This is a genomic window from Streptomyces sp. NPDC086989 (assembly GCF_044745505.1).
Taxonomy (GTDB): Bacteria; Actinomycetota; Actinomycetes; order Streptomycetales; family Streptomycetaceae; genus Streptomyces.
On sequence record NZ_JBIVAL010000024.1, the window covers coordinates 1 to 24,930 of the forward strand.

The following is a 24,930-nucleotide window of genomic DNA, read 5'->3' on the forward strand; positions in this document are numbered from 1 at the left end:
CCGCTACGAGCGCAAGGCTGAACACTTCCTCGCCTTCGTCGGCATAGCCGCAGCCCTCATCTGCCACCGCCGCCTCACCAAATGAAACGACGTCTTAGGGGCTATCCGGTGGTTCGGCGGGGTCCCTTGCCTGCCTTCTAGGCCGGCGCCATGGACAACCTGGCTTCGTACAGTCGTGCTCCGTCTGAAGGAGCTGTTGTTCCTGTCGATCGCGAACGTCGCGGTGCTGTCGGTGGACGTGAACATCGCGATAGTGCGTGTTGACGCGAAGTGCACCACGACTGGCGCCGCCTGCCCGGAATGCGGGGCCTGGTCGACCCACGTTCACAGTTCCTACCTGCGGTTTCCTGCCGACGTGCCCGGCAGGGCGAAGGGCCGTGCTGCAGCTTCGCGACCGGCGGTTCCGGTGCCGGACGACCTTGTGTCGGCGCCGGACCTTCGTGGAGCAGATATCCGGCCTGACCCGCAGGCGCGGTCAGCGCACGGAACGACTGCGCTCGACCCTCGCGGCGCTCGGTCTCGCCCTGGCCGGCAAGGCCGGCGCCCGGTTGGCCGGCGTCCTTGGCGTGTCCGTGAGCCGGAGCACTGTCTTGCGCCTGGTCAACGCGCTGCCCGAGCCGGAAGTACCGGCGCCGCGGGTGGACGGCGTCGACGAGTACGCCACCCGCAAGGGCCGCCACCACGGCACCGTCCTCGTGGACGTCGAAACCCGCCGTCCAATCGATCTTCTCCCAGACCGGGAGGCATCCAGTCTGGCGGTGTGGCTCGCCCAGCGGCCAGGCGTTGAGGTGGTCTGCCGGGACCGGGCACCGTTCTTTGCCGAGGGCGCCGCCGCCGGAGCGCCGCAGGCGGTCCAGATCGCGGACAGGTCGCACCTCTGGCACAACCTGAGCGAAGCCGCCGAGCGGAGTGTTGCCCAGCATCGCCGCTGCCTGCAGGTTCTGACACCCGCGTCACCTGAGCCCCAGCCTGTGAGAGTCCCGACCGCGGGCCAGACCGGGTCGCCACGGCCACGCGGACACCGGTTCGCCGACCGGCCCCGGTCCCGGCACGCAGCCGTGCAGGCCCTGCTGAAGGCAGGGCACAGCCAACGCTCGATCCAGCGACAACTCGGGATGACCTGGCGGGCCGTCAGACAGTTCGCCAACGTCGCGAAGCCGGAGGACCTGTTCACCAGCCAATGGCAGAACCGGCCCTTCCGTTCTCGACAACTACAAGCGAGCGGCGTGGGGCCGACAGGATGCCCGCAGAAGAGGGGCGGTGCTTCTAGTCCGCGCGGCGCGCCTTGTGCGGGGATGCCCGCAGGTGTGCACGGGCTGTGAGGTCGCGGCCCGTTGACTGCCGTGCACGTTCCAGAGGTCCGTCGTGCAGCTCCTGCAGAACGGTGCCGGGCTCAGTGTCGGGGGTGAGCGTGATGTTGAGGTCGGCCTCGGGATGGCCGGACTGGCCAGTCATGCGTACGCGGGCCTGACCGACTCCGGGCACCCGGCGGGCGTCGGCTGCGACGGCGTCGCTGAGGGCGCCCTCGCTCAGTGCCACTCCGTCCACGGCTGTCGTTTCTCCCACCGGCATGGGGCCGGGGTGCGGGCGGCGACGTTGCGCAAGCAGCCACCACAGGGCGAGCAGGACGACGATGACCAGGGCTGCAATGATCGCGGGCCACCACCAACCCTCGCCGCTCCAGTGGGTGCGGTCGGCGTCGCTGAGGAGGACGTCGGCGGGGGTGGTCAGGGGCCAGCCGCCGGGTGGTGTCATGCCCCAGCGCCGGTAGAGGTCGAATCCGCCCGCCAGGATCAGCAGGCCCGTGCCGAGCAGGATGATGCCTACTGCGGCCAGCAGGATTCGGTTGACCGTGGACTGCCTCTTCATCGAAGTCCCCTTTCCTGCCTTTTCTCCCGGCACTCGCCCGGGGTGCTGGCTACTTGTCGCGGGGGCGCACCCGGACGTCGAGCCGCGGGGCGCGGGCGAGGTCGAGCCGGTCGAGTTGCTCCCGCAGAGCGGCCTGCAGATCCGTTTTGACATCGGCGGGGGCACGGAAGCGGACATCCGCGCGTGCCTTGACGCGGTGTTGGAAGCACTTGACCTTGGCGGCGCTGACGCCCGCGACGCGCATCGCGGCATCCCGCAGCTGGAGTTCCGCGGCTGTCCGGTCCAGATCGGCGTGCATCCGCGGGCCGGGAGTCTGCAGGGGCAGCTGGCGGCGCAGACCCGGGGTCAGGGCCAGGATGATCAGCCACAGACCGAGGACGGCGATGACTCCGGCGGTTATTTGAATGAGGGTGTCGTCCACCGGGCGGGTGGCCAGTTCGTCCGCCAGGCGCCTGCGCCAAGCTGCGGCTGTGCTGCCTGCGCGGACCCTGAGGACGTCGAACAGAAGGATGCCGGCCGCAGCCCCGATGATCAGCGCTGTGAGCGCGGCGGGTATCCGGCGCGCTGACCATGGGCGCCGCGTGGGCTGCCGCGGCCCGGGCGGAGGCTTCTCGGCCGGCAGCTCCGCGGTGCGGGAGACGACCTCGCCGGTCGCGGTGGGTCGCTCTGTGCGCGCCGGTGCGTCTTGGTCGCGTTCCATGCCGCTTCTCCTTACCGTTCGCAATGTGCTCGGGCGCAATGCGCTCCGGTTCACTGCACGCGCCGGTGTTCCAGGCCGTCGGCGGGAACGAGGCGCTCGATGGCGAGAGTGACCTCAAAGACGCGCAGTCCGGTCAGCTGCGCCACCCGCTCGCTGACGTAATCCTGCACCTGGCGGGAGGCGCGGGCGAGGTCTGTCGGGTAGGGCAGGTCCACGGTGAGCCCCAGCCGTACGGAGCCGCTGCCGACGGTCGCCGAAGCACGGGGAGCGGCCAGTTTCGCATGCGCGGCGAAGGAGTCGGTGTGCTCGGCCAGCGCCTCCTTTGCCGCGCGGGCCGCGATGCGTGCCACCACCTTTTCCGGAATCACAGTGGCCCCGCGTTCAGCGGGCGGCAGGACCGCCGCCTGGGGGCGGGTGGCTGCCCCGGGCCTGGCAGCGGCGCGCTGCGCTGTCACTGCCGGTCCCGGGAGCGGGTGAAGTCGGACAGCTCGAGGTCACCCTGCACCATGCGGCCGATGATCAGGCCCACCAGGCCCAAGAATGCAACGAGCAGGAACGCCCAGAAGCCACCGAAGAAGGCGGCGAAGCCCAGGGCCATGCCGGCAAGCAGACCCACGGTTGCTGCGCTCATATCACTCACCTGATTTCAGATTGCTCTTCTTCTCGGACCGGTCGCCCGCAGGACCCGGGGGTCACTGCACGCGACCTCCGTCCTCCTCGTCGTCCTCCTCGTCGGGAAGGTGGACGTCGTCGACAGTGATGTTCACTTCGACGACCTCCAGGCCGGTCATGCGCTCCACAGCAGTGATGACGCTGATGCGCACGTCAGCGGCGAGGTCCACAATGGCGACGCCGTACTCCACGACCACGTCGAGATCGACGGCGGCCTGCCGCTCGCCCACCTCGACCTTGACACCCCGGGACACGCTGGGCCGGGCGCCGGACACCTTGTCCGTCACCGCCCCCAGAGTGCGGGACATGCCGGAGCCGAGACTGTGGATGCCTGCCACCTCGCGGGTGGCCATTCCCGCGATCTTCTCGACCACACTGTCGGCGATTGTCGTGCGACCGCGTGTCTCGGGCGCCGTCCCGGCGCCTGTCTCACCCGAAAGCGCCCTGCCAGCGGGGCGCGACCCGCTCCCGCCCGCGGCGGGGTTGAAGGTGTCCGACATGAGGACCTCCCCAGCAAGTCCAACCGGACGCCGGAGCGGCGCCCTCTCCTCTTGGACACACCGCCCTGGCATTCCTCACGCTGCTGCTCCCACGCTTCACGGCCGTATCATCGAGGAGTGCGTACGCAGGCCGCGAGCAGGGTCTCCGGCAGAAAGCGAGCGGCGAATGCGCAACCGGACAACGCACCCTCCCCCGCCCGGCCAGGAACTCCCGCTGCGGTCGGCACCGCAGTCGATCGCCCACGCCGCAGCCGACCAGGATGCTGCCGACGACCTGGACGACGGCCTGCTCGCGGTACGGGCGTCCGAAGGCGATGAAGAGGCGTTCGCGATCCTGGTCCGCAGACACAACGGCCGCCTGCTCGCTCTGGCACGGCACCTGCTCGGCAACCGGGCGGACGCCGAGGACGCCGTGCAGGATGCCTTCATCAGTGCCTGGAGACAGCTGCCTGAGTTCCGTCGCAGCGCCGCCTTCAGCACATGGATGTACCGCATCGTGACCAACCGCTGCCTCAACGTTCTGCGCCGCCAAACCCACGGGGTACCGCTGGACGCCATCGCGGAACCTCCTACCGCAGACGCCGGCAGCTCACCGCCGCGAACCGCCGAAACAGACGCAGCGACCGCCGCCCTCCTACAAGCGCTCATGGACCTGCGCCCCGACCTTCGTGCGTGCTGGGTCATGCGGGAACTTCACGGCCTGCACTACGACGAGATCGCCCATGTCCTGGGATCAAGCGAACAAACCGTGCGCGGCAGACTCGCCCGCGCACGACGCGCTCTGATGGAGGCGATGCGCCCATGGCGCTGAACGACCCGCACCCGGCCTCGGGCGACAAGCCCGCCATCGTGCACGGCCCAAGCGGCGGGGTGCCTCACGACGCCGAGCTGATCGCCGCTGCGGAGCCGCTGCCCTGCGGACGCTCCCTGGGCCACGTGTGGGAACAGGTCCGAGACCGGGCAGGCGCGCCAGACCCCCACTACAACCGGTGTCCCCATTGCCGCGAAGCCATCGAAGGCCTCACGGCCCTGGACCGGGCCACGCGCGCGCTGCGCGCCGAGGAGCAACCCGACAGTGACAGTCTCGCCAACCGGGTCATCAACGCGGTCAGAGCCGAAGTACGGCTGGGCACGATGCTGCTGCTGGACGACCCCCACGGAGACCTGCGCATCGCGGAAAACGCCGCTGCCAAAGTGCTGCGCCGGGCCGCCGACACCGTGGCCGGCGCCCGTGCTGCCAGCTGCCGCCTGGTCCCCACTCCTGCCAGCCCTGCCGTCCACGCCGTCACCATCACGGTTTCGGCCACGCTCGACCAGCCGCTGCGAGAAGTGGCGGCAGCAGTGCGCCGGGCGGCCCTGTTCGCAGCCGAGCACGTGCTCGGTCTCGCCGTCGCCACCGTCGACGTGGAAGTCAACGCGGTGCTGGAGCCCTTCCGGGTGCAGGACGCCGGCGAGCGGGTCGGGCAGGGCAAGCGTTGAGTACCTCCCACCGCCAGGACATCCAGCGGACCGCAGCCACAGCAGCTCTCGCTGTTCCCGGCGTCACAGCCCTCCAGCCCACGCTCGCCGACCGGCTGTCTCACGCAGCGTCACTCACGCATCACAGCGTGACGGCAGGGAGCGACGTTCACCGCGAGGCGGCCCGCATCCGCTGCGAGCAGATGCCCGGAGGCGGATGGCGGGTGGAGGTGCGCTGCATCCTGCAAGCCGACCACCGCATCGTCGAGATCGCGCGCCAGGTCCGTGAAGACGTGCGCACCGCTGTCACCGCGTGTCTGGCGCAGCACGGCACGGCCGGACCCCTCACCGTCCTGGTGACCGTAACGCGCACCGTCACGGGAGCGGCGTGGTTCAACGCACCTGGACTCCGATGAGGCAGGCGTCGTCGTCGGTGTCAGAGGTGCTGTAGGTCAGCAGATCGTCGAGGCGGCGTTCGAGGGAGTCCAAGGGGAGTGCGGCAACGGTGAGGAGCTGAGCCAGCGAGTCGGTTACGGAGGAGTCTCGTCGTTCGACGAGACGTCGGTGTACATGAGGAGGACGTTCCTACTCTGGCATATCCACCTTCGCCCGTGCTTCCGACCATCACGCAATAGCGGTCAGAGCCTCGATTTCCCTGACCCGGCTCTCGACTCCTCACTCGTCGCCTGTTGGAGCAAGCGGGGAGTTCAGCGAGCGAGGACGTGGGTCGCTCTGTCCAGGCTGCAGCGGCGGGTGAGTGGCTCGACCTGATGGCCGACGGCAAAGCCGGGGCCGCTACGCTGCGGGTTCCCCGGAATGATCACCGTTCCCTCACAGAAGTGGACCCCGATGCGCACCACCGCCGGTCCGGTCACCGCCAACGAGCGTCTGGACCCGCAGGAGATGGTCGTCCTGCACCGCGTCTTCCGCCGCGAGATACCACTCCTGGCCGGCCTTGTCGAAGCCGCCGCCCCGGGCGACCGGCGACGCACCGCCGTACTCGCCGACCACCTCGACCTGGTCCTCGGCGCCCTGGGCGAGCACCACGAGGGCGAGGACGATTTGCTGTGGCCCAAGTTGCGCGAGCGCGCCGCCCCCGGCGACAGCGTCGTCTCACGGATGACCGGCCAGCACGAGGCCATCGCCAGCGCGCTCGCCGTGGCCACCGAACTGTCGCACCGCTGGCGCACCCAGGCCGACCGCGACACAGCGCTGCTCCTTGCCGAAGCCCTGCGCACACTCGACCGGCACGCCGCAGCCCACATGGACGACGAAGAAGAACACCTCCTGCCCTTGATGACCGACCACATCACGCCCCGTGAGTGGACCGAGGTCGGTGAACGCGGACGCCGCAGTGTCCCCAAGACCAAGCTCCTGATCTTCCTGGGCGCGATCCTCGAAGATGCGACCGCACGGGAACGCCAGCTGTTCCTCTCGCAGATGCCCGCCCCCGCCCGCCTCCTGTGGCGCACCCTCGGCGCTCGCCTCTACAAGCGCACCATCGCCCGAGTTCGCCGAAGCGGTGCCGCACTCCCCCGGACGTAGCTTCTTGTGATGCAGTCACACGCTGTACTCACTCGGCACGTTCCTGCACGAGTTCGGAGGCTGACCGTGAACATCGGTGGCCCGGGAATCAACCGTGCTCGCGAGCCATTCGAACTGGATCCGGAACTGGCGTGGGGCGAAGACGACCGGTTCTCCGAGTGGAGTGACGTTGGGGAGAGAACTCTTCCCGCTTGGTGAGCTCGATCCCGGCCGATTCTTTCTCGGTATTGACGTCCAGGTCCGCTTGCTGTGGCCGGCGGCCAGGAGCGCGTGGACGGGGGCGTGCTTGGCGCGGGTCCTCTCAGCGAACCGGTGCCCGGTCGGCCACAGCGACAACGCGGGCGGTTCCGAAGCCTGCTGAAGCTCTTCGAGCGGTGCCGGTGGCGGTCGCAGGCAGGCGCGGGACGGAAGACGCACTTCTCGGCGGCTTCGCCCAGGTTGTGCCATAGGTCCCACCTGTCAGCGACCTGGGGAGCTTTCGGGGCACGCGGGTCGCTCCTTCGGCGTAGAAGCGGGCGCGGTCCCGGCAGATGATCTCGATCCCGGGCGGACGGCCAGGCCGCGAGGGGTGTCTGCCTCACGATTCGGCAAGAGGTCCACGGGGCGTCGGGTCCCGACGTCGACGAGCACAGTTCCGTAGATCTGGGCATTGCGTTGGGCGTATTCGTCGACTCCGGCCACGCGGGGCGTGAAGGCAGGCGGATCCGCCAGCGAGGTGATCAGCCTCAACAGGGTGTTCCGACTGACTCGAACCTTCGAAGGCGTCCGACATCCGAGCGCCGGCGAGTCCCGCGACTGCGAGCCCGGCAGCGACCGGCGTCGATCGCAGCCGCTCCAGTCCTCCGGCCGAACCTACGGGTGAGCCCCGGCACCTGTTCGACAAAAGTCTTGCGCGGGCAAGACTCCTCGGCGCAGAGGAACCGGCGCACTCGCAGCGACACCACGACCAGCTTGCCAGCAGTTGGCAGGTCACGGGGAAACCGCAGGTAGGAGCCGTGTATTCGCCCTGACCAACACCCGCAGCCCGGACAGGCCGCCCTACTGACCGTGGTATGGGCCTCCACGCGGACGACAGTGTCGGTCACCACCCTGCTGACGGGTGCTGCGGGCGACAACTGGATCCAGGCTGCGCGGGAGGCATCGGCGCGCCTCGGCGTGGAGGTCGCCGCTTAATCGGATCGGGCCGGACGCCGACGTGACCGACCCGGAGGGCCGATGGCCCCGGGCAGCCGGTCTCACCGAGGACGGCGCGCACCGGGCTGAAGCCCGCGGCCGATGCCGTGCGGCGCGAGAGCGAGCAGCCCGCCGTCCGGGCCGGACGTGAGGAGCGCCCGGCACCCCCGAGAGCGACGGCGCTCCCACAAGCCATGACTTCGTCATGGCCTCCCTGCTACTGGCGCGGGTTGCGTGGACGGGGGGCCTGTCGGGGGCATATCGGTGTCCCTGCCCCGCACCGTGGAGCCCCTTGGGCTTGATCCGCTTGGACGGACATCGCAGATCAGGGGGGCCTGGTGTACCTAGTCCTGCGTATCCGGCGCTCCGGCCAGCATCACCGCACTCTCCGCTGAGGCGCCACGGAGCCAACAGCGCGGCCCTCGATCGGGGTGCCCTGGTCGACGGGTTGACGGGCGCGGGCGCCAATCCACACCTGGTAGCTGTCAAACGGCAGCAGACGACCCGTTCGGCCGTATCGATGACGACGACCACCACGCCTACACCATGGGCCGGGCCCGCCGAGGTGCTCGGCACTGTCCAGGGCTTCCTCCGCGCCATTGGCGAAGCCCGCCTCATCACCCCCGACAGGCGCAGCCAGGCGGGGGGACGCACAGCGGCCCGGGCCGCCCGGTATGCGTTCGGTCATCGCTATGCGCGAGGGGAGGCAGCTCGCTGCCTCGAGCCGGGCACGCCGGTCCTGCCCTGCTGCGGTACCGATCCGGATCCCGGCCGCCCGGGCACTGGCTGCGACGAGCCGGTTCGCCGTGTCGCGCGGCGACACAGGTGAGCCAAGGAGGTGTAGAAGCGGTCGGGGAGGAACACGGCGTCCGCCACGATCATCGCTCCGGAGAAGAGAGGCAGCCCCATGACCACCGCGATGCCGACATGCATCCCCAGCAACATGGTCAGAACCGGATACTTGAGTCTGCCGAAGAGTACGAACGGGAAGGCGACTTGCAGGAGCACCGTCCCGTAGCTGGCGATCGCGATCAGGACCGCATAGTTGTCCGCAAAGTGGGAGAGCGCGGGCCAGGGCTGGAAGAGTTCGAGGTTGAGGACGAAGTGGAGGGCGGTGCCGCCGCCCCAGGAAGCGCCCTGGACCTTGTACAGGCCGGCTGACCCGTAGAGGAAGCAGACCTCTGCCGCCATGACGAAGATGCCGCAGTTGTGCACGACTGTCGTCAAGGTGCTCCGCGCTTGACGGAGTCGGGGCGACGGGAACCTTCTCGCCCGTTCGGGATCGCTGCCTGCCCGAGCCGTCTTGAGACGGTTCCTGCGTGCGTCCAGGGACCAACGGCGACCGCACGCGGTGAGGACGAGATAGACGGCCATCAGCAGGATCAGATTGTCGCCGCCGTCCGTCATGAAGATCGCTCTTGCATGGAACGAGGTCACCATGACGGCGAACAGGACCGAGATGGCGCGCGTCCGCCACCCCAGCATGAACAGCGCGGACGTGACGAGGGCCGTCACGTAGCAGAGTTCGAAGTAGGCCGGACTGTCGGAGAGGGTCAGGACGCTGTTCCAGCCCGTCTGTGCGAAGAGCTGCTCCGCAAGCGCGGGCGTCCACGGGGAGCCGGGACCCCAGATCTCGTGACGATGCGGGAACTCGCGCAGAAGGAAGACCAGGTAGAGCATTCCGTAGCCGGCCCGCATGACCGACACGGCGTACAGGGACACCGGCCGGCCGGTCAGGAGTGCGGCGAACCGCTGGGCTGCACCTGCGGTCCCCCGGTGTGCGGTGCCCCCCGGTGCAGCTGCCGTGGACGGGGGCTTGGTGATGTGCTCAATTCCCACGGGGGGTCACCTTCCACCAGGGCAGAAGCCGCTCTTCGACGGGTGTCGGCGGGTGTTTGCCGGCCGCTGCGCCCTGCGCGGCGACGGGCAACGTGAGGACACGAAGCTGGATGAAGCCGAAGGTACCGCCGTGCTCGTGGGCGGCGACCCGGTCCTCGGCGATGTTGCGCAGGTACTTCTGCATCATCACGGCGCGATCCGAGTCTGCCGTGTCGTCTGCGCCGTGCGTGTCGACGTAGGAGGTCCAGGCGCGGCGCAAGAGATTCTGTGTCGTATGGCTCGGGAACACGTTGTGTTTGACTGCGGAATTGTCCACGGCTGTCAGATCGACCCAGCTGCTCACCTGAGCCGAACCGTCCGGGGCAGTACGCGCGGTTCTCGCGAGAATGTGCCGGTTTACGGAGTCGGGATCCGGGGCGAAAAGCCGCCAATTCTGCTCGAAGAGGGGGTACACCCATGCGTTGACCTGGGGGCCGTACCGATTCGAGACGGCATTGGGGGGAGCCACGTGGAGGAACACCAGAACCACATGGGTCAGAGTCGTCGCCAGGCACAGGGCCACGACGGTCCGCAGTGCCGCTGTCAGTAAAGGGGACCGCCGGGGTTGCCGGCACGGCGTGGCCGCTTCATCGTCACGTGCCCGGGGATCCGGCTCGGAATCGGATACCCGGAGTTCCTTCACGGTCGCTGATTCGATTCCGCTCGACACCGACCCACCCCGCCTTTCTCATATCCACTGCGCGCGTCTGAAATTTCCTGCTGGAACCGGCGGCGGCGCACGACGGAGTCGAAGAGGCTCCGCCGCGCGCCGCTGTGCGATCAGCAGACCTCGTGCTGTCCGCTGCCTAGCCCTCGGCGCTCATGGGCTTGCTGCCGTATCCGTAGTCGTGGTCGTAGCCGTGGCCGTAGTACTCGCCGGCGCCCGGCTTGCCGGGCTTCTCGCCGTGCTCCTGGCCCGGCTTGCCGGGCTTCTCGCCGTGCTCCTCGCCAGGCTTGCCGGGCTTCTCGCCGTGCACGTGGCCAGGCCTGCCGGGCTTGCCGCCGTGCTCGTGGCCGGGCTTGCCGCCGTTCCCGCCCGTGACGTTCCCGCCGGTGACGTTCCCTCCGGTGATGCTTCCACCGGTGGTGTTACCGCCCGTGGTGTTCCCCGCGGTGCTCGCTCCCGTCGTGTTGCCCGCGACGTTCCCCGAAGTGTTGCCGGAGACGTTCCCCGAGGTGCCGCCCGTCACGAGGCTGGCGATCGGGCCGCCCAGGAGGCCGCCTCCTGTCGTCACGCCACCGAGCACGCCACCAAGGACGCCCGAAGTCGCGCCCGAAGTCGTTGTGCCGGCCGTGGTGCCCAAAGTCGTTGTGCCGGCCGTCGTGCCGGCCGTGGTGCCAGCCGTCGTGCCGGCCGTCGTGCCAGCCGTCGTGCCAGCCGTGGTGCCGGTCGTCGTTCCACCCGTTCCGCCGGTCGCGCACGTCCCGAGGAAAATCCGGTTGTTGTCGAGCGTCACCTCGCCGTTACGGGCCAGCGCCCGGCCCTCGATGTTCGCCCTCGTGGTCACGAAGATCGAGGTCAGAGCCATGATGGTGCCCACGAAGGTGGAGTCGGTGCCAAGGGTCGCCGAACTCCCGATCTGCCAGAACACGTTGCACGGCGAAGCGCCGTTCGTGAGCAGGACCCGGCTGGAGGATGCCGTCGTCAGGGCTTCCGGAATCTGGAACACCCACACCGCGTTGGGGTCTCCCCCGGCGTTCAGGATCAGGTCGCCGGTGAGTCCGACACCGGACGTAGCCTTGTAGACGCCCGGAAGCAGCGTTTGGCCCGCGCCGATCCCCGCCGCAAGCGCGAAGTCCTGAGCCTGGCCGGCCGCGTTGTTGTACGCCACGGTCAGATCGCTTTTGGCCTGGAGGGCCGCAGCGTCCGCAGCGTGCACGGCACCGAGCACCAGGCCGGGCGGGAATCCGGTGATGGCCGGGTTCGGGTGCGTCCCGAGGTCGTGGCTGATGACCGAGGGGCCGGTGTTGGTGACTCCCTGACCTGCCAGAACGGAGTAACTGGCGGCCGTGCCCAGGGGGACGGGTGTTGCGATGGCCGACGCCTGCGTCGACGTTGTGGCGACCATCGCAGCGGCAACCGTTACGGCAAGGGCCGAGGTCAGCCAGCCGGACAGAGGACGGAGTCGAGCCGCTTGAGGAAATCTCAGCTTCATCGAGAGGCCATTTTCTGTGGGGGCCGTGGCGTACCGGGCCCTAACCGATTGCCCGGGAAGCCGTACTTGAGATGGCATATTACGTTGGCATTAGGTGCGGCGATGTCAAGCAGCAGACCGAGGCATGCGATTGAGGACGGAGCGACGCAATATGCGTCCGTAATATCTGAGTTCATATGGATGGTTGTCCGATGTTACGCCGCGGCGTAAGGGGCGCCATTACCCCTATGTGGGCCATCGACTTCAAAGCGGTCCGACAATCCCACCCCGGCGCACATGGCGAAGCGCCGCCATTCCAGTGATTCAACGAAATCCGGAGCGCGTGGGCGTGGCGGCAACAAGGAAACCCGCACCGTCTCGTCACCTTTGAGCATTCGCCCACGGCTCTTCCTGCGCTGGTGGTGCACCCCCGCACGGCCATGCCGCGCGCACCGACCCCGCCGGCCGCACGGCCTGACCGGGAAGCGGACCCTAAGACGTCGTTTCATTTGGTGAGGCGGCGGTGGCAGATGAGGGCCGCGGCTATGCCGACGAAGGCGAGGAAGTGTTCAGCCTTGCGTTCGTATCGTCGGTGCAGTCGGCGGCAGCCGGCGAGCCAGGACACAGTCCGTTCGACGACCCATCGGTGGCGGCCGAGACGCGTTGAGGACTCGATGCCCTTGCGTGCAATGCGGTGGCGGATGCCGCGATTGCGCAGCCATCGGCGCAGGTGGTCGTAGTCGTAGCCCTTGTCGCCGTGCAGTTTCGCCGGCCGTCGCCTGCGGGGGCCACGCCGGGACCGGATCGGCGGGATGCCCCGCACGAGCGGTTGCAGACCGAGGCTGTCGTGCATGTTCGCGCCCGAGATGCCCAGCGAGAGAGGCAGTCCGTTCCGGTCGGTGATCAGGTGGATTTTCGATCCCGGCTTGCCACGGTCGGTCGGATTCGGTCCCGTTAGTGGCCCCCCTTTGCGACCCGCATGCTGACGGAATCGATCGAGCACCGCGACCAGTCGAGCTCACCGCGGGCCCCGAGTTCGTCGAGGATGACGCGGTGGAGCCGGGCCCAGACACGGGCCCGGCTCCACTGGGCGAAGCGTCGGTAGACCGTCTGCCAGCTCGGGCCGAACACCGGCGGAAGCTGCCGCCACGTGCAGCCCGACGTCGCCACGAAGATGATCGCTGCCAGTGTCTCGCGATCCCCCGCCCTGCGCCGGCCCCCGCCCTGGGGGCGTATCACCTCCGTCGGAGGCACCACTCGCCGGAACAACACCCACAACTCATCCGGCACCAGCCGCTCAACCAAATCCGTCATGCACGATTCAACGAACGATCACGCCATAAGAAACGGCGTCTAACCCGAATCTTGGGCTTACGCCCTCGATCGGGACGTTGCTGTACGGGAGCGTGAACGCGGCGACCACAGCGTCGCGGTCCCACTCCAGACCAGGGTCCACAGCGGGTCCCTCTGCCATGAGCTTGAAGGACCCCATGGTCATGCGGGGCTCAACGCCGCGGGCTGGCGGGGCGCGAACCCGCCAGGGCGGTGGAGGTGTTGGAGCCCGCGGGTCCGGATCGCCTATGCGGCCCCCTCGCCGGTGACTCCGCTCGCGCTCCACCCGCCGCGCCGCGAGCGCTCGAGGCGCAGTCGCTGCGACGACATCTCAGTGGTCGGCAGGGCTCTGGGATCGCCCGGCGACGATGTCCCCGTCGCAGATGGTGGCCACGATCACGGTGTCGTCGGCGGGTTCGCTGTCTCACCTTCACGCCCGGCAGATCGCAGATGAGCAGGCAGGGAACAGGCCACCGTACCCCCCGGTAGGCGGTGCCGGTTCAGGGCCACCACCCGGTACACGAGCTGGGCGATCCAGCTGATCGGGGGCAGCGTCATGGCTTGCCCTGCGAGCCGCCAGGGCCGGCACGGGCCCTGTTTGAGCAGCTGCGCCACCGCCTCCGCGCCGCCGTGCACATCGGCCGTACCGGGCTCGATCCACAGGGCCTCCCGGTCGGCCCGTTCTGCGGTGACGCCCAGTGTGTCCAAATCGGCGTACTGCCATGGAGTGACGATGGCGTCGGGATCCAGCAGGCGCACGGCGATGTTGACGGCTTGGGTGCAGAACCCGCAGTCGCCGTCGTACAGCAGGGTCGGCCGTTCGGCCATGGTGGATCTCCTTAGTCTTGCGGTCGTCCCCGGAGGCGGCCACCGGGTCCGGATCTGCGGGCGCTTCAGGGATCGTCTAACGAAGGGCGCAAGTGCCTCGAACGACGGGAGTTCCTTCAGGCCGTCGAAGCCGACGATTGGCGGTTTCTGCTCCTTAGGCATGGGCCCGACGGAACGGCGGCAAGGCCCCGGGAGGGTGTCGTTGCGGTCTTAGCTGCCTGTTCTGGGCGAGGTCGCTGGGCAAGCTTTGCTCTGAAGTACAGCATCGTCGCTACGCGCGTAGGCCGTTTCGCATGCAGGACTCGCCATCTTCCAGTGCGGCAGAGCCATGGCCGTCCTGTGGGCCGCTCAGCTGGTGCCCCGTCTCGGATTGGTCGCCTGCTTGTGGCGGGCTGGGGTGAAAAAACTACGGTCCGCCGGTTTTCACGAGCTGTCCGACTTCGTGAACGACGGCCGTCGTCGTGACTCTCTCGATCGAGGTGCTCTGAATCCGTGTCGACCCGACCGGCCTGTCTCGGCGGGACGAAGTCCCTCCTGCCGGAGCGCGGCCAGGGGCCTATCCTGGTACATAGGTCGTCGCACTCTCACGTGTGGCGTCCGGAAGGGCGACCCCGGCGTGTGAATGTGCCGGGGTCGTTGTATCACCGCCGTCGCGCCGCAGGGGGCGAGGCATGATCCATTCAGCCGATGTGCGCGAGTGGCGCGACTGACGTCCTCGACGCGAAAGGGCACCGGATCGCGCTCTGGAAGCGGTCTACGTGGACACTGCCACCGACGAGCCGGCCACCGCCGCGCCGGACTGCCCACCCGCCACCGCCTGGCCTTCGTACCTCTCGACAAGGCGATCCTTGGGCCCCACTACCGACTGGCACGCCGCTGAGCCCACCGAGCCCGGCGTCAGAGGAGGTGTTCGGCGAATGGTGATCTTCTTGCTGCTGCTGCTTGTGGCCTTCGTCCTGGGCCTCATCGGCGCGGTGGTGGACGGCCTGTCCTATCACCAGCTGCGCTGCCCGACGCCGCATCTGCTGTGGCATAGCGCGATCCACCGTGCCCGCCCCTCCCTCTGGTCATGCCCGCAACTCCTCTCCCGGCTCGACGAGAAACGCGTGCGGAGCGGGGTGTCGCGTTGCTCAGCCCGGTGGACGTCGCAAGACTTGCTCGCCGGTGACGCCGGCCGTACGCGACCACCTCACAGGCAGGGGATGTTGTGACAGGACAGGTCCTTCCGCACGACGTACTGGGCACCGGCTCCACACGAGCCCTCCTGCTCCATCACTGGTTCGGCGACCGGTCGAGCTTCGACCCGATGCGCGAGCATTTGGATGGGGACGCATTCAGTTACGCGTTCCTGGACTGCCGCGGGTACGGCAAGGCGATCGACTCCGACGGCGCGTTCACGATGGACGAGGTCGCCGAGGACGCCTTGGCCGTAGCCGACAATCTGGGCTGGGAGTCCTTCACGGTCATCGGCCACTCCATGGGCGGCAAGGCGGCCCAGCTGATGCTGCTGCAGGCCCCGTCGCGCATCAGCTCGATCATCGGCATCTCAGCGGTGCCCGCATCCGGCTTCCCGCTCGAAGGGGAGACCCGGGAGCTGTTCGCCGGCGCCGCGGAGAATCCGGGCAACCGCAGGGCGATCATCGACTACACCACCGGGGGCTGCACGACGACGCCTGGCTGGACTCCTGGGCGGGTGTCGACTTCCACGAGCGGGTGAAGGACAACCCGGCCCGGCTCCTCCTCCTCGCCGGTGCGAACGACCCCGCGCTGGGGCCCGAGGCCATGCGGGCCACCTGGATGCAGTGGTACCCGAATGCCGAGCTGGAGGTGCTCCCGGACACAGGGCACTACGCGCCGGAGGAATCCCCCGAGGCTGTAGCCGCAGCCGTCGAGCGGTACCCCGGCCGCTGAGGCTTCGGGATCAGGCCGCCGGGTCGGCGGAGCCGCCGCCCGGGGGTTCGGGTGTGGTGGCGATGAGGATCTGGGCGGCCTGCGTGATGTTGTCGGCGTGGACGGCGCGGGCCATCGCTTCGCGGGCGGCGTCGGCGGTGGTGTCCGGGGGAACCACCAGCAGGGCGAAGTGGTCGTTGTGGCCGCGGGTGATGAGGACGGTGTCGTCACCGACCGGGTCGGAGTCGAGGTGCACGACCTGACCGTCGATGACCAGGCGGGTCGGGAGGCCGTTCCAGGCGGACGCGTCCACGCCCACCCGCGTGATCGGCCCGAGATGCCCGGTCAGCACGCTGATCAGCGCCGGCAGCTCGGTCCCGATGTCGCGGGTGCGCGGCCACCACGCCCCGTCCAGGAGCCCTTCCCGGGACTGCGTGGTCACCAGCCGCAGCAAGGCCGTACCCGGCTGGATCGCCTGGTGGATCGATTCCGGCAGGAGCAGTGGGGGCCTGTGGGGTGTGTCGGAGTCAGCCATGTGGGTCCGCCCGTCTACGGGGTGCGCCAGTGCGTCATCGCAGGTCGGCACCGATGCCCGGCCGACGACGTACGCGAGTCCGCCGTGGTTTCACGGTACTCCCTCCGCCCACACCGCCCGCTCTCCACAGCCCTCCGCCGGAAAGTGCCTGGTCACAACAGCCACTACCCCTCGAACACGTGTACAATAAAAGCACCGGAAGCACTTCGCGCACCCTCCTTCACGCGGGTGTCATTTCCGGCGATCGCCTAAAAACCGGACTGCCGACGGGCGGTCCGGGGGCAGGTCCACACCGTGACCAGCACCCTCGACCGGACCGCGCCCCGCGACCTCGCCGCAGAAGTCCCGGCTCGCTTGTCCCTCACTCCGAAGACCGCGCTCGCCGGGCAGCTGGACGGGGCCTGGTGGCCCCGCTCCCGCGACCTCGAAGCCGAGCTTCCGCCGCTCGTCGCCGCCCTGCAGGAACCCTGGGGCCGCGTCACCCGCGTCACCGTGAACCCCACCCGCTGGCCCGTCGTACCGCGCAGGGTCGCCGTGGACGGTCGCGTGCTGCACGTGGGCTGGTTCGCCGAACAGGACGCCGACAAGCTGATCCTGCTCGCTTACGCCGTCGGCCGCTGGGACCTCCTCGTCATCCCGCCCGAGACCGAACCCGCCGCCGCTGCCCGTCTGATGGCCGCCGCGGCGATCCCCGGCAGCGTCCTGACCGCAGGCGTCCTGATGGCCAACGAAACCGTCATCGGGCGCGGCATCCGCGACGCGCGCCGCCAGGAAGTCACCTGGGAGAGCGAAGGCGGAGCCCGCATGTCCCCCTTTGGGAACCCGACGGGCCGAAGCACCTTCCCCCCGCCCGCGAACGGCTGGAGGTGAGCTCCGTGGAGACCGTCGTCCTCATCGCGGTGATCACCCTCGCGATCGCCATCGGAATGCGCTGGATCCACCTGCTCCACACCCAGCACGACACACGGATCGAGGCCTACCGCTTCAGCGACCCCCTACCGAGGCCTCCCGGCCTGCCGGACGACACCGGTCGTCGAGCCCACCACACGGATGCCGACCGATGAGGAACAGAACTTCCTCCGACCGGGGGCAGCGGTCGGGGCGCAACGGCGCCCCAACCCGCCGCTTCGCCCACTCCGAAAGGGAACACGCCCACATGAAGCACATCGAGACCCAGACACTGCCCTCGCTCGGGCACGCCGAGGTAAGAATCATCGCGCACACGCCCGAAGCCGCCCGAGCCGTCGCGGAGGCACTTCGCCACTGCTTCGCGGGCACCGAACAGCGCAGCTACCCCGGCCTCGACGGCGACACCCGCCTCCACCTCACCGTGGACACGGCAACACCCGCCGGCACCGGCGCCCACTCCGACGAGACCTAAGAGACCCGACGGGCCCGGACCAGGTCGGACCGTTTGACGGTGGGCCGTGAGCGGGCGCATTCCACGGGGGTGGAGTCCACGATCCACACGTCGTCGTGCCACAGGTCGGTGTCCCGGGCCAGGGTTCGGATGAACCGGCTGATCAGCGGGTTCGCGGCCCGCAGACGCTTGTTGTAGCCGGACTGGCCGGGCAGGTAAGGGAACTCGGCGGACAGCTGGCGGCGGGCGAACCGCAGCCAGCGGGCCTCGGAGACGAAGCCGAGCACGGCCTGCATCACCGCGAGCGTCAACAGTTCGGCGTCCGTCAGCCTCGGAGGACGGCCGGTCCGCCGCGTTCCTGCCGGAGAGTCATCGATCCTCACGTACAGTGCTGTCGCGAGGGGTCTCCAGGTTTGTCGTCACAAACGAACCAACGAGACCCTCGCTTCATGCGCGCGAAGACTTCGGACTTACTCGTCTAGCCCCGCCGCCCGGTGTGCCAGCCCCTCCACCTGGACAGTGGTCGTAGCCGGCCCGGCTCCCGCCTCGGATACCGTGTTCCTCTACGGGGTGCCATAGCGGATGTGTCGCCCCCCACCGGAGGTAGTCAGCGTATGAGTTCAAAGCGCAGCAAGAATCCAGCCCTGCCCGTACTTGACGACGCATTCCGACTCGCGTCGGTCAAGGACGCCGAAGAGTCCACCCGTGACTTGGCCGCGCGGCTGGCCACCACCGAGCTGCGCCGCGTTTCCCACCCGGGCCGGGTCACCTGGGAGCCCACCGATCAGGCCGAGCCCGTACCGGTCCCGCCGACTGTGGTCGACGGTGACGGGGACCTGTGGCTGCGGGACCGGGGCACTGGCACCTGGACCATGCCCGAGTTCGACCCGAAGGAGTTCCCGGCCCGCTGTGGCGAGGTTCTGACGTGGAACCAGCTTGCCCGCGAGTTCGGCCCGCTGACCGCACTGGCCGACGACCGCCGCATCGGCGGCGGCCGGCGCTGACCTCGCAGCCTTCTGGGGTGACCGCGCCCCTGAAGCGCCCGTTACAGGTAGCTGAGAGCTCCAGCCACCCGCCAAGCTCGACGATGGCGGCGAGCAGGTGAGCGTGATGGTGGCGTGCGACGGCCTCGAGCAGCGTGGTGCGGGCCCGGCGCCACCCGATGTCAAGCTCAGCCGATGACTCTGCGGGTTGCCGGCAATGGCCGCACGGAGTCCTCCGTGCGGCCATTGCCGTATCCGGGGTCAGGCGGGGGTGATGTTCTCCGCCTGGGGGCCCTTTTGGCCCTGGGTGACGTCGAACGTCACGGCCTGGCCCTCCTGGAGCTCGCGGAAGCCCGAGGAGTTGATCGCGGAGTAGTGGGCGAAGACGTCGGGGCCGCCGCCGTCCTGGGCGATGAAGCCGAAGCCCTTCTCCGCGTTGAACCACTTCACAGTTCCCGTAGCCATGTCTCATGCCTTCCAGTCGATGGACGCCTCCCACGACATGCGGGAGGCGGAGGTGATCGCCCTGGTTCCTGCGGCACAGCACAGCAAAACGCCCACGCCGAAGGCGTGGGCAAAGGGAACTTCCGAACCACGACAGCTGACGCAGACGGTACACGTCCGCACACGCTGTCACCACAGGAAACGAGCACCTGTCATGGCTTGCACCGGGTGCGCGCAGGCCCGCCGCGGCCGGCGGACGCGCCCCAGCTCACGCCGCAGCCGGGGGATTCGCTGATCCGGCAGCGGCGCGGTACTCGGCGTTGATGCGCTGCGCTTCCTCGAGCTGGTCTTCGAGGATGACGATCCGGCAGGCGGCCTCGATGGGGGTGCCCTGGTCGACGAGTTCCCGGGCGCGGGCGGCGATGCGCAGCTGGTAGCGGGAGTAGCGGCGGTGTCCGCCGGCGGAGCGGAGCGGGGTGATGAGGCGGTGTTTGCCGAGGGCGCGGAGGAAGCCCTGGGTGGTGCCGAGCATCTCGGCGGCCCGGCCCATCGTGTAGGCGGGGTAGTCGTCGTCGTCGAGACGGCCGTACGTGTCGTCTGCTGTCATTGCACCTCTCTGTGGAACGCGTGGAGGGGCCCGGGTGCCGTACTGGCACCCGGGCCCCGAAGGAACTACTCACACCATCTGCCGGCCCTGATGCTGCGCCGGCCTTCTGTTTCCGCCTACCCGACCTGGATGCTGTCGGGGGTGCGGGGATCGCGGATGCGTGACCGGAGACCACCTCACTATCGATGTCCTGCGGTACCCGGGCTTCGTACTGCTCGCCCGGGCGATCCTGATGGCGCTCGGCTCCTCCGTTCTTCCCTCTGGATCAATCACTTACCAAACGGGAACTGCGTACTGCTGATACTGCGAACTGCTGGTGTTGCGTACTGCTGGTGGCCTCTCACAGCGCCACTTCGGCAGCCAGCCCCGTCGCCCATCCTGCATCTGCTCTGGCTTAGAACCCCACTGCCGAACCTCCCGGTGCGCGCGCCCGCAGCCGACGCCTTCACCGAGGTACCACTCACTTATCTCACTGCTGGGTACTGCCAACTGCTGCCAACTGCACTTACTACGGGTACTGCCACTGCGTTAACTGCGGTACTGCTCATGGCGGCCCCTGATCACTGCGGGCCGCCCGGTCCGGTCACCAGTCCCGTCGCCGTCTTGCAACAACCCTGGCTTCGACACTCCGTCACCGCACCGTCCTGCGAACTGCAACTGCGTGTACTGCGGCACTGCTGCCCGGCAGTTCGTCTCTGCCGGACCCTGCGGTCCTTCTTCGTTACGAGAGAAACCATAACCACACCGCCACCCAATGTCTACTCCGGCCGACACAGATTTCTGTGTGTTCGCCGATCAGGTAATCGGCCTCGAACAACGACACGGACAGGCGCGAGAAGCGGCCGTCACTGGGTTATCCGCCACAGGCCAGGGCACAAGCACCACGCGGGCACCACCGGGCATTGACGATCAAGAAACCAGGGTGAACCTCATGGACACGACGAGCGTCAACCTCGCAACCGCCCGCTCGGCCGCCTCCGTCGCCGGCGCCCGAGACAGCACCCGGGACTTCCTCGAACGTCTCGTACGCCCGCTCCCAGCCGAGACTGCCGACACGGTGGTCCTGGTCGTCTCGGAACTCGTCACCAACGCCCTGCGCCACGCAGGCGGCACCTTCGCCCTGGCCCTGACCGCGCACCCGGACAGCATCGAGGTGGCCGTCCACGACACCAGCCCGCAGGCGCCGCGGATGCGCACCCCACCCCCGATCTGAACGGCGGCACCGGGGGTTTCGGCTGGCCCATGGTCAACCGCCTCGCCCGTGCCACGTCGGTCACCCGCCGTGCGTCCGGCGGCAAAACCGTACGCGCCCTCCTGCCCCGATAAGACCCGCCCAGCTTCCCCCGCATGGCGGAGCTCGTCTTCAAAGCTGCATCTGGAGTTGCTTCCGCGAAGTCGACTGGCCGCTGCTAGCCGTTGCCCCGCGCTTTCTCGTGGGCGGCCAGTTCCTCTGCATTGCCGATGAAGGCCGCGCCGCAGTGTGGTCGCAGGCGATCGATGACCATCGCCACTGCTGCTTGTGCACTGTCGGTCTCGGCGATCCGCGGACTGTTCCGGCTCGGTCCTTCGACGTAGCGCCGTCCGTCTTTCAGTGTGCCGATGTAGGAATGTCCCAGGTGTGGCGAATCTCCGTGCACCTGCTGAAGTGCAGCTCCCACATACCGGTCCAGGGGTACAGCTGACGAAGCAGCGGCTCGGCATGCGCCGCCAGCACCAGTTCGGCAAACGGAGCCAGAAGCGGCGATTCCGCTGGTCGGCGGGGTTCGCCGGTTGTGGTGAGGATCTTGTGCCAGGCTGCTTCGACAGTGTTGGTCATGCTGTGATTGTGCAGGTCCCGCGGCCCCCGTCGCCGAAGATCACCTACGGGCAGATCATGGCCGGATGCACCGATATGAACTCACCGACCAGGAGGGACTTACTCGCTGCGCTCATACCCCAGGCCGTGACTGGCCGCGTCTGGCCGAAGACGATCGTGCAGACCTGAGTGGTCCGTCTGCTCATCAGTCAGAAACTCCACCGGCACGACCGGACCGTAGCCAGCGCCGACACCCACTCGACATTTTTCCGGGGACCCCCGACGAGGCCACGGAACGGTGTGCCAGCCGACCATGATCGTCCTTACCGGGATTTCCTGTACGCCAACTACTCACACCCGGTGTGGCGCCGTGGTGGCGTTGGCGGTGGCTGTATTCGGTGATGGCTTGCCAGAGGTGGCGGCGGTCGATGTCGGGCCAGCAGTCGTGGGTGAAGTGGCGCTCGGCGTAGGCGGCGTGCCAGGGCAGGAAGTTGGAGGTGCGTTGTTCGCTGCCGGTGCGCCAGAGCAGGTCGACGTCGGGCATGTCGGGGTGGGGCAGGTGCCGGGCGAAGTCTTTCTCGCTGATGTGGTCGGGGTGAAGGTGTCCGTCGCGGACCTGGCGGGCGAGGTGGGCGGCGGTGCGGGTGATCTCGTCGCGGCCGCCGTAGTTGATGCACATGGTCAGGGTCAGGCCGGTGCGGCCGCGGGTGGTGCGTTCGCGTCGGCGCAGCAGGTCGCTGATGTCGGTGGGGAGTTTGCCGGTGCGGCCGTGCCAGCGGATGCGGACGTCGAGGTCGCGGAAGGGGTTGTCGGTCAGTTCAGCGCGGACGACGTCGAGGATTGCGTCGACTTCCTCGGGGTCGCGTTTCCAGTTCTCGGTGGAGAAGGTGTACAGGGTCAGGTGGCGCAGGCCGATCTCCAGTGCGCCGTGGACCGTCTCGCGTACGGCGGTGGCTCCGGCTTGGTGGCCGGCGTGACGGGGCAGGCCGCGTTGCTGGGCCCAGCGGCCGTTGCCGTCCATGATGATCATGATGCGGACAGCCTGACCGCAGCGCCTGGGGGCCGGCTCCTGATCGGGACCCGCCACCACGGGCCGGCCCGTGCCGACTCGTCTCGCAGGCGCAGCTGGTGGGTCTGCTTCGCGAGGCCGGTGTCTGATCCGCGCCGGTTATGGCGCGTCTCCCCGGCCGGGTCCCCGCGGCAAGAGCCGTCTGGCGGAAGACTCAGGGACTCGCACATCGAGCGCGCGGGCCGCACGGCGACACCCGCCACGCAAGGCAACAAGGTCCGTCCGTACATCCGCCTCCGGCCGCTCCGCGGCAGCCGCGGACGCCCTGACGGCCGCCGCGTGGAGCTCCGCCCGCGCGCCAGCGGGCCGTCCCCGGGAAGAACCGCGAGCGCGGCGGCAACCGCCAACGCGCTCACCAGCCGCGCCACCTCGTTCCGCTGCGCCTCAAGACGCCGCGCGGGTGCCTTCCATGGATTGCGCCAATAGAGCGCGGCGCCTCAAGTCACAGCATCGGGTGCGGATTACCCCGGTCAGTCGGCGGCCGCCGCAGGACCGCGGCCGAAGGGCGGGACGTCCTGCACGCCCACGTCCAGGCGCAGCCGCCGGAAGCGGAGCGGGTGGCGCCATACGCCGCCCCGGTCGGTCGAGCGGTCGGCGCTGATCTCGGCCACCAGGTCGGGGCGGACCAGGCGCACGTCCAGGACGTCGCGGCTCCCCCAGGTCGCGGCGAAGGTGACGCCTTCCCAGGGGTGTCCGGGGTCGGCGGCCGTCAGGTGCTCGGCGACCAGGCGGGCCGCCTCCGTGCGCAGCGGTACGGTGCGTCCGACCGCGCGGAGCCGGCCGTCTGGGTCGTGGCGGCCGAGGACGAGGAGTTGCGGGCGGGTGAGGGTGCCTGTGATGGCGCCGATGATCGCTTCGGTGGTGTCGCGTCGTCTGACCTTGATCCACGCTCCCCTGTGACCTGGCATGTAGTGGCTGGTCTGGGGCTTGCAGAGGATGCCCTCGACGCCGGACACGTCCGTCCAGGACTCCAGCCATTCTCGGGCTTTGGCGGGGTCCGTGGTCATGGGACACAGGGTCCATGGGGCTGTCAGGGCATGGTCGGCGAATAGGGCCTGAAGGCGGGCGCGGCGTTCCACATACGGCAAGTGCAAAAGCTCCCGGCCCTCGATCTGCAGGACGTCGAACACCACGAAGAACGCCGGCAGCTTCGCGGCCAGCGCAGGAGCGCTGCGGGCGCGGGCGGCAGCCCGGCGCTGCAACCCCTCGAACGACAGGGCGCCGGCCTCGCTGTCCCACACGAGGAGCTCGCCGTCCAGGACGAGGCCGGTGGGGAGCTGCGCTTCGGCAGCCGCGACGAGATCGGGGAACGCGCCTTGGACCAAGGCCCCGCGGCGGGTCTGGAGCAGCACCCGGCCACCCGGCCCGGCCGACGTGAACACCAGCACCCGGTACCCGTCGAACTTCTGCTCATACGCCACCCCCGAAGCGAGCGGACGCACAGGCGGGATCACCTCGGCGGCCTGCGCCAACATGGGCTCCACCGGCGGACGCAACACCATCCCAAGGCCTCCTTCGTCCTCGACGCCAGCGCCAGCCTGACCCGCGCCCACCCACGCGGCCCGGCGAGAACGCCGGACGGCGGAACCCGACGAACCCGAGCCGCGCGACAGTCGGGGCAGAGCCGGGTCAAGAAATCGAACACGTGATGGAATAGGAGAGTCCGCCGCACCTCAGGAGCCCGCCATGACCTCCCCCACCCGCACACTCCGGCCGCAGGCCGTGACCTGGGCGCCGAGCCAGACCGGCCCCTGCTCGAAATGGCTTGTTGACTGCACTAACGGTGCTCACGCCGCGTCGTCGTGATTCGGGGTCGGGCGGCAGTCAGACCCCGGGAAGCGGATCGGTCGGAGCCCCGGGAAGTGATGGGAGGGGCGAACTGCGCCTGGCTATGGCACAGTTCGTGATGCCGTGTCACTGGCTGCGGGGAGAGGGGCACGATATGGCTGGCGAGTTCGAGGGCGTCTGGCTGACGGCGCGCCAGGTGAGCGCTTTGTGGCCCGGCGTTGGTGCTCGCTCGGGTGTATGTAAATGCGCTGGCCCATGAAGTGCGGGTCCGTACGGACAGCTGGATGACCACTACCGGGTCCGCCAGTAAGACGTGGTATCACGCCGACGACGTGCGCCGAGTGGCCCCGCAGATAGCAGCCCGGCCAC

General features: G+C 68.8%; 29 protein-coding genes and 5 pseudogenes. 15 read left to right on the forward strand and 19 right to left on the reverse strand.

The annotated features are described in order from the left end of the window. Positions 1–377: 377 nt before the first annotated feature. Positions 378–1,322 carry a transposase gene (locus ACIPK4_RS36070; RefSeq protein ID WP_402321059.1) on the forward strand — a complete coding sequence of 315 codons (945 nt, stop codon included), beginning with the start codon at positions 378–380 and terminating at the stop codon, positions 1,320–1,322. Here the strand turns inward: ACIPK4_RS36070 and amaP are convergent. The 5 genes from amaP to ACIPK4_RS36095 form a co-directional block, all read right to left on the reverse strand. Beyond that, entirely contained in the window at positions 1,267–1,869 is a 603-nt protein-coding gene (gene amaP / locus ACIPK4_RS36075; protein ID WP_402321062.1) for an alkaline shock response membrane anchor protein AmaP, read from the reverse strand. The two genes, ACIPK4_RS36070 and amaP, sit on opposite strands and share 56 nt — an antisense overlap. Positions 1,870–1,918: 49 nt before the next feature. Then, a complete protein-coding gene (locus ACIPK4_RS36080; RefSeq protein WP_402321065.1) occupies positions 1,919–2,569 on the reverse strand; it encodes a DUF6286 domain-containing protein in 651 nt (216 codons plus the stop codon). Positions 2,570–2,619: 50 nt separating this feature from the next. Further along, complete coding sequence (locus tag ACIPK4_RS36085) at positions 2,620–2,919, reverse strand: hypothetical protein (RefSeq protein WP_402321068.1); 300 nt, start codon at positions 2,917–2,919, stop codon at positions 2,620–2,622. Positions 2,920–3,020: 101 nt separating this feature from the next. Continuing rightward, complete coding sequence (locus ACIPK4_RS36090; protein WP_402321071.1) at positions 3,021–3,200, reverse strand: DUF2273 domain-containing protein; 180 nt, start codon at positions 3,198–3,200, stop codon at positions 3,021–3,023. Between the two features lie 61 nt (positions 3,201–3,261). Beyond that, on the reverse strand, positions 3,262–3,741 hold the full coding sequence (locus ACIPK4_RS36095; protein WP_402321073.1) for an Asp23/Gls24 family envelope stress response protein: 480 nt from the start codon (positions 3,739–3,741) through the stop codon (positions 3,262–3,264). 166 nt (positions 3,742–3,907) lie between these two features. Here ACIPK4_RS36095 and ACIPK4_RS36100 point away from each other — a divergent pair, with 166 nt between their 5' ends. The 3 genes from ACIPK4_RS36100 (at position 3,908) to ACIPK4_RS36110 (ending at position 5,615) form a co-directional block, all read left to right on the forward strand. Further along, positions 3,908–4,552 (forward strand): RNA polymerase sigma factor, encoded by a 645-nt coding sequence (locus tag ACIPK4_RS36100; protein ID WP_402321075.1) that lies wholly within the window; start codon positions 3,908–3,910, stop codon positions 4,550–4,552. Then, the gene (locus ACIPK4_RS36105; protein WP_402321078.1) at positions 4,543–5,220 is read left to right on the forward strand and encodes a hypothetical protein; all 678 of its coding nucleotides are present in this window, start codon (positions 4,543–4,545) and stop codon (positions 5,218–5,220) included. Before ACIPK4_RS36100 ends, ACIPK4_RS36105 begins: the two co-directional genes overlap by 10 nt. A gap of 128 nt (positions 5,221–5,348) precedes the next feature. After that, positions 5,349–5,615 (forward strand): hypothetical protein, encoded by a 267-nt coding sequence (locus tag ACIPK4_RS36110; protein ID WP_402321081.1) that lies wholly within the window; start codon positions 5,349–5,351, stop codon positions 5,613–5,615. Here the strand turns inward: ACIPK4_RS36110 and ACIPK4_RS36115 are convergent. Further along, positions 5,593–5,780: pseudogene (locus tag ACIPK4_RS36115) on the reverse strand (hypothetical protein); the annotation flags it as partial. The gene ACIPK4_RS36110 and the pseudogene ACIPK4_RS36115 overlap by 23 nt on opposite strands. A 268-nt stretch (positions 5,781–6,048) precedes the next feature. Here ACIPK4_RS36115 and ACIPK4_RS36120 point away from each other — a divergent pair. Next, entirely contained in the window at positions 6,049–6,744 is a 696-nt protein-coding gene (locus ACIPK4_RS36120) for a hemerythrin domain-containing protein (RefSeq protein WP_402321084.1), read from the forward strand. Between the two features lie 725 nt (positions 6,745–7,469). Here ACIPK4_RS36120 and ACIPK4_RS36125 read toward each other — a convergent pair. Beyond that, complete coding sequence (locus tag ACIPK4_RS36125; protein ID WP_402321086.1) at positions 7,470–7,832, reverse strand: transposase family protein; 363 nt, start codon at positions 7,830–7,832, stop codon at positions 7,470–7,472. 601 nt (positions 7,833–8,433) lie between these two features. On the opposite strand from ACIPK4_RS36125, the pseudogene ACIPK4_RS36130 reads away from it, so the two are divergent. Further along, positions 8,434–8,564, forward strand: a pseudogene (locus ACIPK4_RS36130) (MerR family transcriptional regulator); the annotation flags it as partial. Between the two features lie 43 nt (positions 8,565–8,607). Here the strand turns inward: ACIPK4_RS36130 and ACIPK4_RS36135 are convergent. The 5 genes from ACIPK4_RS36135 to ACIPK4_RS36155 form a co-directional block, all read right to left on the reverse strand. Then, positions 8,608–9,615 carry an HTTM domain-containing protein gene (locus ACIPK4_RS36135; protein ID WP_402321241.1) on the reverse strand — a complete coding sequence of 336 codons (1,008 nt, stop codon included), beginning with the start codon at positions 9,613–9,615 and terminating at the stop codon, positions 8,608–8,610. 130 nt (positions 9,616–9,745) lie between these two features. Further along, on the reverse strand, positions 9,746–10,285 hold the full coding sequence (locus tag ACIPK4_RS36140; RefSeq protein ID WP_402321088.1) for a DUF5819 family protein: 540 nt from the start codon (positions 10,283–10,285) through the stop codon (positions 9,746–9,748). Positions 10,286–10,601: 316 nt separating this feature from the next. Next, positions 10,602–11,951: an ice-binding family protein gene (locus tag ACIPK4_RS36145; RefSeq protein ID WP_402321244.1), complete on the reverse strand. Its 1,350-nt coding sequence runs from the start codon at positions 11,949–11,951 to the stop codon at positions 10,602–10,604. Between the two features lie 484 nt (positions 11,952–12,435). After that, a protein-coding gene (locus ACIPK4_RS36150; RefSeq protein ID WP_402321091.1) for an IS5 family transposase occupies positions 12,436–13,244 on the reverse strand; the annotation gives its coding sequence in 2 pieces (ribosomal slippage) (positions 12,436–12,894 and positions 12,897–13,244; 807 coding nt in all). 414 nt (positions 13,245–13,658) lie between these two features. Then, a complete protein-coding gene (locus tag ACIPK4_RS36155) occupies positions 13,659–14,252 on the reverse strand; it encodes a thiol-disulfide oxidoreductase DCC family protein (protein WP_402321094.1) in 594 nt (197 codons plus the stop codon). 509 nt (positions 14,253–14,761) lie between these two features. Between ACIPK4_RS36155 and ACIPK4_RS36160 the strand changes: the two are divergent. The 4 genes and pseudogenes from ACIPK4_RS36160 to ACIPK4_RS36175 all read left to right on the forward strand — a co-directional run. Continuing rightward, positions 14,762–14,952 (forward strand): annotated as a pseudogene (locus ACIPK4_RS36160) (PRC-barrel domain containing protein); the annotation flags it as partial. A gap of 55 nt (positions 14,953–15,007) precedes the next feature. Then, positions 15,008–15,301, forward strand: coding sequence for a hypothetical protein (locus tag ACIPK4_RS36165; protein WP_402321097.1), 294 nt, complete (start codon positions 15,008–15,010; stop codon positions 15,299–15,301). Continuing rightward, positions 15,298–15,807 (forward strand): alpha/beta fold hydrolase, encoded by a 510-nt coding sequence (locus tag ACIPK4_RS36170; protein WP_402321100.1) that lies wholly within the window; start codon positions 15,298–15,300, stop codon positions 15,805–15,807. The genes ACIPK4_RS36165 and ACIPK4_RS36170 overlap by 4 nt, the downstream gene beginning before the upstream one ends. After that, positions 15,804–16,001, forward strand: a complete 198-nt coding sequence (locus ACIPK4_RS36175; RefSeq protein ID WP_402321103.1) for an alpha/beta fold hydrolase — start codon at positions 15,804–15,806, stop codon at positions 15,999–16,001. Before ACIPK4_RS36170 ends, ACIPK4_RS36175 begins: the two co-directional genes overlap by 4 nt. Positions 16,002–16,011: 10 nt before the next feature. Here ACIPK4_RS36175 and ACIPK4_RS36180 read toward each other — a convergent pair whose 3' ends face one another. Continuing rightward, positions 16,012–16,515: a DUF5994 family protein gene (locus ACIPK4_RS36180; RefSeq protein ID WP_402321106.1), complete on the reverse strand. Its 504-nt coding sequence runs from the start codon at positions 16,513–16,515 to the stop codon at positions 16,012–16,014. Positions 16,516–16,809: 294 nt separating this feature from the next. Here ACIPK4_RS36180 and ACIPK4_RS36185 point away from each other — a divergent pair, with 294 nt between their 5' ends. The 3 genes from ACIPK4_RS36185 to ACIPK4_RS36195 all read left to right on the forward strand — a co-directional run bounded on the left by ACIPK4_RS36185 (position 16,810) and on the right by ACIPK4_RS36195 (position 17,896). Further along, entirely contained in the window at positions 16,810–17,385 is a 576-nt protein-coding gene (locus ACIPK4_RS36185) for a DUF5994 family protein (protein ID WP_402321109.1), read from the forward strand. Between the two features lie 5 nt (positions 17,386–17,390). Further along, positions 17,391–17,579: a hypothetical protein gene (locus tag ACIPK4_RS36190; RefSeq protein ID WP_402321112.1), complete on the forward strand. Its 189-nt coding sequence runs from the start codon at positions 17,391–17,393 to the stop codon at positions 17,577–17,579. 92 nt (positions 17,580–17,671) lie between these two features. Then, positions 17,672–17,896, forward strand: a complete 225-nt coding sequence (locus ACIPK4_RS36195) for a hypothetical protein (protein ID WP_402321115.1) — start codon at positions 17,672–17,674, stop codon at positions 17,894–17,896. Positions 17,897–17,916: 20 nt separating this feature from the next. On the opposite strand, the pseudogene ACIPK4_RS36200 reads toward ACIPK4_RS36195, so the two are convergent. Then, a pseudogene (locus ACIPK4_RS36200) lies at positions 17,917–18,298 on the reverse strand (IS982 family transposase); the annotation flags it as partial. Positions 18,299–18,489: 191 nt separating this feature from the next. Here ACIPK4_RS36200 and ACIPK4_RS36205 point away from each other — a divergent pair. After that, positions 18,490–18,879, forward strand: a complete 390-nt coding sequence (locus ACIPK4_RS36205) for a hypothetical protein (protein ID WP_033177552.1) — start codon at positions 18,490–18,492, stop codon at positions 18,877–18,879. Between the two features lie 240 nt (positions 18,880–19,119). On the opposite strand, the gene ACIPK4_RS36210 is transcribed toward ACIPK4_RS36205, so the two are convergent. Together ACIPK4_RS36210 and ACIPK4_RS36215 are read right to left on the reverse strand one after the other, a co-directional pair. Beyond that, positions 19,120–19,323: a cold-shock protein gene (locus tag ACIPK4_RS36210; RefSeq protein WP_030242128.1), complete on the reverse strand. Its 204-nt coding sequence runs from the start codon at positions 19,321–19,323 to the stop codon at positions 19,120–19,122. A 247-nt stretch (positions 19,324–19,570) separates the two neighbouring features. Then, the gene (locus tag ACIPK4_RS36215; RefSeq protein WP_402321119.1) at positions 19,571–19,909 is read right to left on the reverse strand and encodes a helix-turn-helix domain-containing protein; all 339 of its coding nucleotides are present in this window, start codon (positions 19,907–19,909) and stop codon (positions 19,571–19,573) included. A gap of 931 nt (positions 19,910–20,840) precedes the next feature. Here ACIPK4_RS36215 and ACIPK4_RS36220 point away from each other — a divergent pair. Then, a pseudogene (locus ACIPK4_RS36220) lies at positions 20,841–21,235 on the forward strand (ATP-binding protein). A gap of 262 nt (positions 21,236–21,497) precedes the next feature. Here the strand turns inward: ACIPK4_RS36220 and ACIPK4_RS36225 are convergent. The 3 genes from ACIPK4_RS36225 to ACIPK4_RS36235 all read right to left on the reverse strand — a co-directional run bounded on the left by ACIPK4_RS36225 (position 21,498) and on the right by ACIPK4_RS36235 (position 24,275). Then, positions 21,498–21,725, reverse strand: a complete 228-nt coding sequence (locus tag ACIPK4_RS36225) for a DUF6193 family natural product biosynthesis protein (protein WP_402321121.1) — start codon at positions 21,723–21,725, stop codon at positions 21,498–21,500. A 184-nt stretch (positions 21,726–21,909) separates the two neighbouring features. Then, a complete protein-coding gene (uppS, locus tag ACIPK4_RS36230) occupies positions 21,910–22,734 on the reverse strand; it encodes a polyprenyl diphosphate synthase (protein WP_402321124.1) in 825 nt (274 codons plus the stop codon). A 509-nt stretch (positions 22,735–23,243) separates the two neighbouring features. Continuing rightward, positions 23,244–24,275, reverse strand: coding sequence for an RNA ligase family protein (locus ACIPK4_RS36235; RefSeq protein WP_402321127.1), 1,032 nt, complete (start codon positions 24,273–24,275; stop codon positions 23,244–23,246). Positions 24,276–24,930: the final 655 nt, after the last annotated feature.